Below are 8,772 nucleotides of genomic sequence, written 5' to 3' on the forward strand. Positions count from 1 at the left end.
TGATCCGCGACATCTGCGACCGGGTGGTGGTGCTGGAACATGGACGCATCGTCGAACAGGGCCCGGTCTGGGAAGTCTTCGGCAACCCGCAACACGAGGTCAGCAAGACCCTGCTGGCGCCCTTGCAGCACGGCCTGCCGCAAGAGCTGCAAAACCGTCTGCACAGCCAGCCGACGGCGGCCGACGCGGCGCTGGTGCTGAGCCTGCGTTTCACCGGCGTCAAGCATGAAGAGCCGGACCTGGCAGCGCTGTTCGGCGCCCTGGGCGGGCGCGTGCGCCTGCTGCAAGGCGGGGTGGAACGCATCCAGGGCCACGCCCTGGGGCAACTGCTGCTGGCGGTCCAGGGCTCGCCCCTGGGCGCCGAGGAACTGCGCCAGCGCGCGGGGCACTGGGCACAACAGGTGGAGGTACTGGGCTATGTGGTTTGATCGCTTGTTGCAGGGCATTCTCGACACCCTGCTGATGGTCGGCGTGTCCTCGCTGATTGCCCTGCTGGCGGGGATTCCCCTGGCAGTGATCCTGGTCACCAGCGGCAAGGGCGGAATCTATGAAGCACCGAACCTGAACCGGGCGCTGGGGGCCTTTGTGAACCTGTTCCGCTCGATTCCGTTCCTGATCCTGATGGTGGCGCTGATCCCCTTTACCCGGCTGATCGTCGGCACCACCTACGGCGTGTGGGCGGCGGTGGTGCCGCTGACCATTGCCGCTACGCCGTTCTTTGCGCGGATTGCCGAAGTGAGCTTGCGGGAGGTCGATCACGGCCTGATCGAAGCCGCCCAGGCCATGGGCTGCCGACGCTGGCACATTGTCTGGCACGTGCTGCTGCCCGAAGCGTTGCCGGGCATCGTCGGCGGTTTCACCATCACCCTGGTGACCATGATCAACTCCTCGGCCATGGCCGGGGCCATTGGCGCGGGTGGGCTCGGGGACATTGCCTACCGCTACGGTTACCAGCGTTTCGACAGCCAGATCATGCTCACGGTGATCGTGCTGCTGGTGATCCTGGTGGCAGCGATCCAGCTGGGCGGCGACCGTCTGGCGCGGGTGTTGAACAAGCGTTGAGGGTTGTGGTGTCCGTTCGGACGCCTTCGCGAGCAAGCTCGCTCCTACCAGGGACTGCACACAACCTGTAGGAGCGAGCTTGCTCGCGAAAAGGCCACCAGGTCGCCATTGGAGGTATATTTGCTGCCTCCCTTCTACCCACGCAGCCCGCCATGAAACTCGCCCCCGACGATCTCGACAGCATCACCGCCACCACCCTCGGCCACTACCAGCAGGTGGCCGAGGACTTTCGTGAAGGCACCCGCGACCACGACGTCAGCCAGAACATCGACGCGCTGCTGCGGCACATTCAGGGCCCGGCGCCATTCACCGTGCTGGACTTCGGCTGCGGCCCAGGGCGTGATTTGCAGGCCTTTATCCGCCTGGGCCATGTGGCCATCGGCCTCGACGGCTGCGAGCGCTTTGCCCAGATGGCCCGGGACGACAGCGGTTGCGAAGTCTGGCAGCAGGACTTTCTCAAGCTCGATCTGTCGGCGGGTCACTTCGACGGCATCTTCGCCAACGCGGTGCTGTTTCATATCCCGCGCCAGGAACTGCCGCGGGTGCTCAAGCAACTGCATGCCAGCCTCAAGGACGGTGGCGTACTGTTCAGCTCCAATCCCCGGGGTGACAACCAGGAAGGCTGGAACGGCCCGCGCTATGGCGCCTACCACGACCTGGCGGCCTGGCAGGCGTTGCTGACTGACGCGGGTTTCGTCGAGCTGGAGCATTACTACCGCCCCGCCGGCCTGCCTCGCGAACAGCAACCCTGGCTGGCCAGCGTCTGGCGCAAGGCCTGATCCCCCTGCGAGGAGCCGGCTTGCCGGCGAAGGCGTTTCCGGATCAGGCGCCCGCCTCTCGGGCCTCTTCGCTGGCAAGCCAGCTCCTACATGGCTGTGGGGCGGGGGGTGTCTTGGCTGGGCTCCTTGATCTTGTACCAGGCCACGTACAGCGCCGGGAGGAACAGCAAGGTCAGCAAGGTGGCAACGATGATGCCGCCAATCATGGCGTAGGCCATCGGCCCCCAGAACACTTCCCGGGCAATCGGGATCATCCCCAGGCTGGCTGCCGCGGCGGTCAGCAGGATAGGTCGACGCCGATGGTGGGTGGCTTCCAGTACCGCGTCCCAGGGGTGATAACCCTCGCGCTCGTATTCGTCGATCTGGGTCACCAGGATCACCGAGTTGCGGATGATGATGCCGATCAGCGCCAGAATCCCGAGGATCGCCACAAAGCCCATGGGCGTGCCGGTGGGCACCAGGGCCAGGACCACGCCGATCAGCCCCAGGGGCGCGACGCTGGCCACCAGGAACAGCTTCTGCACGCTGTGCAGCTGGATCATCAGGAAGGTCGCCATGAGGAACAGCATCAGCGGCACCACCTTGGCGATCGGGCCCTGGGCCTTGCCGCTTTCCTCCACGGTGCCGCCAGTGGCCACCGAGTAGCCGGCCGGCAGCTGCGCGGCAAATTTATCGATGTCCGGCTTCAGCTGCTTGACCAGGTCGGTCGGCTGGATTGCGTCGCGCACTGCAGCCTTGATGGTGATGGTGGGTTTGCGGTCGCGGCGCCACACCAGCGGCTGCTCCAGTTCGTAGCGCACGGAGGCGAAGGCCAGCAGCGGAATCGAGGTGCCATTGGGAGTGACGATCTGCAGGTTCTGCAGGGTTTCCGGTGAGTCGCGTTCACTGTCGTCGGCACGGCCGACCACGTTGATCAGGTAGATGTCGTCATGCACCTGGGTCACGGTGGAGCCGCTGACGATGCTGTTCATCAGTTGTGCCACATCTTCCGAGGACAGCCCCAGTTGCCGCGCCTTGTCCTGGGCGATGTCGATGCGCAGTACTTTGCCGGGCTCGTTCCAGTCGTAGATGATCTCGCCGATGTGGGGGTTCTTGTCCAGTTCGGTGGCCAGGTCGATGGCGTGCTTGCGCACCTGGTCGATGTCCTTGCCGCTGACCCGGTACTGAATCGGCCGCCCCACTGGCGGGCCCATTTCCAGGGCCTGCACATAGCTGCCGATGCCGACGAAGTCTTCGCGCAGGCGCTTCTGCAAACGCTGGGTCAGCGCCGTGCGCTGCTCCAGGCCCTTGCTGACGATCACCAGCTGAGCGTAGTAGGGATTCTGCAACTGCTGGTCCAGGGGCAGGTAGAAACGGATCGCACCCTCGCCGATGTAGGTACTCCAGCGCTCGATGTCCGGGTCGTCCTTGAGGGTCGCTTCCAGCCGGTCCACGGCCATGCGCGTCTCGTTGATCGAGGCGTTCTGCGGCAGGTTGAGGTCCACCAGGATCTCTGGCCGGTCGGAAGACGGAAAGAACTGGTTCTGCACGAACCGCATGCAGAACACCGAAGCGAAAAACAGCAGCACGGTAATGCCAATCGCCCACCAGCGGTTGCGCATGGCCCACAGCAGGCCGCCGTTGAAGGCGCGACCGATGCGCCCCGGCTCCTCGGAGTGGGGTTTGACGTTGGTGCTGAGGATGTGGATGCCGATCACCGGGGCAAACAGCACCGCGACGATCCACGACACCAGCATGGCCACGGCGATCACCGCGAACAGGGTGAAGGTGTACTCCCCGGCGGAGCTGGCGTTGAGGCCGATGGGCACGAAGCCGGCCACGGTCACCAGGGTCCCGGTGAGCATCGGGAAGGCGGTGGAGGTGTAGGCGAAGGTCGCCGCCTGTTCCTTGCTCTCGCCCTTCTCCAGCCGCGTGACCATCATCTCCACGGTGATCATGGCGTCGTCCACCAACAGCCCCAGGGCGATGATCAGCGCCCCCAGGGAGATCCGCTGCATGGTGATGCCGCTGTACTCCATGAACACGAAAACCATGGCCAGCACCAGCGGAATCGAGCAGGCCACCACCAGCCCGGCGCGTACCCCAAGGCTGATGAAGCTCACCACCAGCACGATGATCACCGCCTCGAATAGCGCGCTGGTGAAACCGCCCACTGCCTCTTCCACCACCTCGGCCTGGTCGGAAACCTTGTGCACCCCGACGCCCACCGGCAGGTCGGCGGTAAGCTGGTCCATGCGGGCGTGCAAGGCCTTGCCGAAGTCCTGGATGTTGCCGCCCTTCTTCATGGCAATGGCCAGGCCGATGGCAGGCTTGCCATTGAAGCGGAACAGCGGTGTGGAAGGGTCGACGTAGCCGCGACTGATGTCGGCGATATCCGCCAGGCGATAGAAGCGGTCGTTGAGCCGCAGGTTGACCGTGGCCAGGTCCTTCTCCGAGGCGAACTGCCCGGACGTGCGTACCGAGATGCGCTCCGGCCCGGCCTCGATCACTCCGGCCGGGGTCACCGCGTTCTGCGCTTGCAGGCTCTGCAGGACCTGGCGCTGGTCGATGCCCAGGGCCGCCAGCTTGCGCGTGGAGAAGTTCAGGTAGATGACTTCGTCCTGCTCGCCGACCATCTCCACCTTGCCCAGGTTCGGCACTTCACGGATCTGCGCCCGTACCTGTTCCACGTAGTCGCGCAGCTGGCGCATGCTCAGGCCGTCGGCGGTGAAGGCATAGACCGAGCCGAACACATCGCCGAATTCATCGTTGAAACCCGGCCCCTGCAAACCCTGGGGAAAGTCGCCGCGGATGTCGTTGATCTTCTTGCGTACCTGGTACCAGATCTCGGGGATGTCCTTGGCACTGGTGGTGTCGCGCAGGTAGACGAACACCGTCGACTCACCGGGGCGGGTGTAGCTTTTCACGTAGTCCAGCGAGTCCAGCTCTTCGAGTTTTTTCTCGATGCGGTCGGTGACCTGCTTCAGGGTTTCTTCCTGGGTCGCGCCGGGCCAGCGGGTCTGGATCACCATGGTCTTGATGGTGAAGGACGGGTCTTCCTCACGCCCCAGGTTCATGTAGGAGAACACGCCCATCAACAGCGCGACGAACATCAGGTACCAGACGAAGGACTGATGCTTGATCGCCCACTCGGACAGGTTGAAGCTCCCTTTGCTGTCAGGCGTCATTGTGCGCGGTCCTCATCGATTTTGACTTTCTGCCCCGGCTTGAGGCTGTTGACCCCGGCACTGACGATGCGCTCGCCGGGCTTGACCCCCTGGCTGATCAACGCCGAGGCGCTGTCGCGGCTAAGCACCGTGACTTCACGGGGGGCAACGGTCTGGCTCTGGGGATCGATGACCCAGATCCGGGTCTGACCATCCACCTCTTGCAGGGCCGTCAGGGGCAACTCGGTGCGTGGCTCGATGGCCGAGCTCAGGGTCACGCTGATGGCGGTGCCCAGGCGAAAGGCCTCGGGGGTGTCCTTGAGGGTCAGGCGGGCACGACGGGTACGGGTCGCGCTCTGGGCCTGGGGCTCGATCTCGCGCACGGTGGCCGTGGTGCTGATGCTCGGGTCGAGCTGGGCCGCGACCTTGAACTCCACATCCGCCGGCAGTTGATCCACCAGGGTCGCCGGCAGGTCGATCACCGCTTCCTTGATCTCCGGCCGGGCCAGGGTCACCACCTGCTGGCCAGCGGTCACCACCTGCCCGGCTTCGGCATTCCAGGCGGTGATCACGCCACCGTGATCGCTGCGCAACTCGCTGTAGTTGAGCTGATCCTGGGCCTGGCGCACGGCGGCCCTGGCCTGGTCCAGGGACGCGCCGGTGGTCTTCAGGTCGGTCTGGGCGATGTCCAGTTGCGCCTGGGCGCCGACGCCACGGTCGAACAGCTCCTGCTGGCGCCGGGCATTGGCCTGGGCGTTGATCCACTGCGCCTGGACCTTGGCCAGGTCGCCCTGGGCGGCCCGCAACTGGTTCTGCTGGTCGGTGGGGTCGAGGGTCGCCAGCAGGTCGTCGGGGCCCACTTCGGCGCCGACATCGACATTGCGGTTGGCAATGCGCCCCGGCACCCGGAAGCCCAGGTTGGTTTCATAGCGGGCCTGGATGTTGCCGGCAAAACGTCCCAGGCTTTCCTCGGATTGCGGCGCCACCTGGATCGACAGCACCGGACGCACCGGCTCCGGTGCCGGCTCTTCCTTGGAGCAGCCCAGCAGCACGGCGCTGGCCCATAACAACGGCAGTAGGCGCTTCATGGTTGTGCTCCCTGATCCTGGGTCTGCCCGGCAATCTCGACCAACATCCCCGGGTGCAACAACTGCCCTCCGGCCACCACCACGTTCTCACCGCCCTTGAGGCCGTCGCTGATGATCACCTGGCCGGTCAGGTAACGCCCGACCTTGACACTGTGCAGCACGGTCTTGCCGTCCTCGCCCACCAGCCACACCGCCGGTTCGCTGAGGTTCTTGGTCAGCGCCGACCAAGGCAGCACCACCGTGGCCTTGCCATGGGCCCGGGCGGTGGCACTGACCACCGAGCCCAGGTCCATGCCCGCCGGCAGTGAATCGAGCACCACCTTGACCTGCACCGTACCGCTCTGGGCCGAGACCACCGGGGTCACCTCGCGGACCTTGCCGGTGGTGGTCACCTTGGGGTTGTCCAGCAGGCTGATGTGGATGGTTTCCTGGCCTGGTGGCTGCATCAACAGCGATTCGTAGACGTTGAATACCGCATCGCGCTCGCCGTCCCGGGCCAGGCTGAAGATCGGCATGGTGGCCTGCACCACCTGGCCGACCTCGGCCTGGCGCGCGGTGATCACCCCAGGCGCCTCGGCCACCAGTTCGGTGTAGCTCAACTGCTCCCGGGCATTGGCCAACTGCGCCTGGGCCGCGCTCAAGGCGCTCTGACTGCTGCGCAGGGCAGCCTGGGCCGAATCGTATTCGCTCTGGCTGGTATAGCCCTTGGGCAAGAGTTTCTGCTGACGGACAAAGGCTGCGCTGGCCTGCTTGACCCGTGCCTGTTCGGCAAACACCGCGGCAGCGGCAGAGTCGACGTTGGTCTGCAAGTCCTTGGGATCGAGCCGGGCCAGTACCTGCTGGGCCGTGACCCGGTCGCCGACATCCACCAGGCGCTGGATGATCTTGCCGCCGACGCGAAACGACAGTTCGGTCTGCACCCGGGCCTGAACGTCACCGGTGAGGGTCACCGACGGGGCGAAATCGCTGCTCTGCACTTGCTGGATACGCACCCGCGGGCGTTCCTTTTCCCCGGGCTTCTCCGCCCCGCAGCCGCCGAGCAGCAGCAACAGGGCCAATCCCACTATCCACTTCGAATTGAACGCAGCCATGCAGGCTCCTTTTGCGTGATGCCGTGTCGCCAGTGACGTTACGACTGTGAGCTTAGAACAGGGTTCAACCCTTGCACGTCGCTCTCATGACCGGGGCCTGTGTGGCGATGGAGCTTGCTCCCGCTCGGCCGTGCAGCCGCCGCAACACCTCTCAACGCGCTCTATCCGTGCAGCCCCTGGCGGTTGCACGAGCCAAGCTGCCCGGCGACAAATCAGGCACACTGCGCACCACGCAACAGGAGACCCGGCATGCTCAAGACCCTGGCGGTGGCCAATTACCGCTCCATCAACAAACTGGTGATTCCCCTCGGGCGACTGAACCTGATCACCGGCGCCAATGGCAGCGGGAAGTCCAACCTGTACCGCGCCCTGCGCCTGCTGGCAGAGACCGCCCAGGGCGGCGTGGTCAATGCCCTGGCCCGGGAAGGCGGGTTGGACTCGACCTTCTGGGCCGGGCCGGAAAACCTCAGCCGGCGCATGCGCAACGGCGAAGTGCCGATCGAGGCCAGCGTGCGCTCTTCCAGCAAGCGCCTGCGCCTGGGCTTTGCCGGCGAAGACTTCAGCTACGCCATCGCCCTGGGCCTGCCGGAACCGAGCAACTCGGTATTTTCCCTGGACCCGCAAATCAAGAAGGAATGCATCTGGTCCGGGCCCTGCTACCGTCCCGCCAGCCTGCTGGTGGACCGTGCCGGCCCGTTGATCCGCGCGCGCCAGGGCCGCAGCTGGGACGTGCTGGCCCAGCACACGCCGGACTTCGACAGCCTGTTCGATCAAGTGGGCAGCCTGCGCGGCTCCCCGGAAGTGCTGCAGATGCGCGAGTTCATTCGTCGCTGGCGTTTCTACGATCACTTTCGCAGCGACAGCGAAGCCCCGGTGCGCCAGCCGCAACTGGGCACCCGCACGCCGGTGCTGCATCACGATGGCCGCGACCTGGCGGCGGCGTTGCAGACCATTCGCGAGATCGGCGACCCCGAGGCGTTGCAGGCAGCCATCAGCGACGCCTTCCCCGGCGCACGGCTGAACATCGCCCCGCTGCAGGGTGGACGCTTCGCCATCGAGTTCTATCAGGAGGGGTTGTTGCGACCGCTGTCGGCCGCGGAACTGTCGGACGGCACCTTGCGCTACCTGTTGCTGGTAGCGGCCTTGCTGACCCCGCGTCCGCCGAGCCTGATGGTGCTCAACGAACCGGAGACCAGCCTGCACCCGGACCTGTTGCCGGCCCTGGCGCGCTTGATCATTGGTGCCTCGCAGCAGTGCCAGGTGTGGGTGGTGTCCCACGCCCGGCGCTTGATCGCAGCCTTGCAGCAAGACCCCGAATGCAACTGCATCGTGCTGGAGAAAGAGCTGGGCCAGACCGGCATCGTCGGCCAGCGCATGCTCGACGAACCGGCGTGGAACTGGCCCGACTGAACCCTCCCCGCCGGCCCCGCCTGCCATGCCCCCGTAGGAGCCAGCTTGCTGGCGAAGAGGCCCTCAAGCCCCGCACCGCCCTCACGCACGCCTTCGCTGGCAAGCCAGCTCCTACAAGGCTCAAACGCAATACGCCCACCGTAGGAGCCAGCTTGCTGGCGAAGAGGCCCTCAAGCCCTGCACCGTCCTCACGCAC

Annotated in this window: 7 protein-coding genes; 4 read left to right on the forward strand and 3 right to left on the reverse strand. The window is 65.5% G+C overall.

Annotation, left to right across the window (positions count from 1 at the left end; all coding sequences use genetic code 11):
- The 3 genes from BLX41_RS34615 to BLX41_RS06610 form a co-directional block, all read left to right on the forward strand.
- The coding region (locus BLX41_RS34615; RefSeq protein ID WP_311197425.1) for an NIL domain-containing protein at positions 1 to 428 on the forward strand (428 nt) is incomplete at its 5' end.
- The gene (locus BLX41_RS06605; protein ID WP_011058620.1) at positions 418 to 1,062 is read left to right on the forward strand and encodes a methionine ABC transporter permease; all 645 of its coding nucleotides are present in this window, start codon (positions 418 to 420) and stop codon (positions 1,060 to 1,062) included. The genes BLX41_RS34615 and BLX41_RS06605, both read left to right, overlap by 11 nt.
- Positions 1,063 to 1,214: 152 nt before the next feature.
- Positions 1,215 to 1,841, forward strand: a complete 627-nt coding sequence (locus tag BLX41_RS06610; protein WP_123724249.1) for a class I SAM-dependent methyltransferase — start codon at positions 1,215 to 1,217, stop codon at positions 1,839 to 1,841.
- Positions 1,842 to 1,927: 86 nt separating this feature from the next.
- Here the strand turns inward: BLX41_RS06610 and BLX41_RS06615 are convergent, their stop codons facing one another.
- From BLX41_RS06615 to BLX41_RS06625, 3 genes are read right to left on the reverse strand one after another with little or no spacing between them, the layout of a single operon-like run.
- The gene (locus BLX41_RS06615) at positions 1,928 to 5,008 is read right to left on the reverse strand and encodes an efflux RND transporter permease subunit (protein ID WP_123724250.1); all 3,081 of its coding nucleotides are present in this window, start codon (positions 5,006 to 5,008) and stop codon (positions 1,928 to 1,930) included.
- Positions 5,005 to 6,075 carry an efflux RND transporter periplasmic adaptor subunit gene (locus tag BLX41_RS06620; protein WP_123724251.1) on the reverse strand — a complete coding sequence of 357 codons (1,071 nt, stop codon included), beginning with the start codon at positions 6,073 to 6,075 and terminating at the stop codon, positions 5,005 to 5,007. Before BLX41_RS06620 ends, BLX41_RS06615 begins: the two co-directional genes overlap by 4 nt.
- Positions 6,072 to 7,166 (reverse strand): efflux RND transporter periplasmic adaptor subunit, encoded by a 1,095-nt coding sequence (locus BLX41_RS06625; RefSeq protein ID WP_123724252.1) that lies wholly within the window; start codon positions 7,164 to 7,166, stop codon positions 6,072 to 6,074. The genes BLX41_RS06620 and BLX41_RS06625 overlap by 4 nt, the downstream gene beginning before the upstream one ends.
- Before the next feature lie 249 nt (positions 7,167 to 7,415).
- Between BLX41_RS06625 and BLX41_RS06630 the strand changes: the two genes are divergently transcribed.
- A complete protein-coding gene (locus BLX41_RS06630; RefSeq protein ID WP_123724253.1) occupies positions 7,416 to 8,576 on the forward strand; it encodes an AAA family ATPase in 1,161 nt (386 codons plus the stop codon).
- Positions 8,577 to 8,772 lie beyond the last annotated feature (196 nt).

It is taken from the genome of Pseudomonas protegens (genome assembly GCF_003732485.1).
In the GTDB taxonomy this organism is placed as follows: domain Bacteria; phylum Pseudomonadota; class Gammaproteobacteria; order Pseudomonadales; family Pseudomonadaceae; genus Aquipseudomonas; species Aquipseudomonas protegens_B.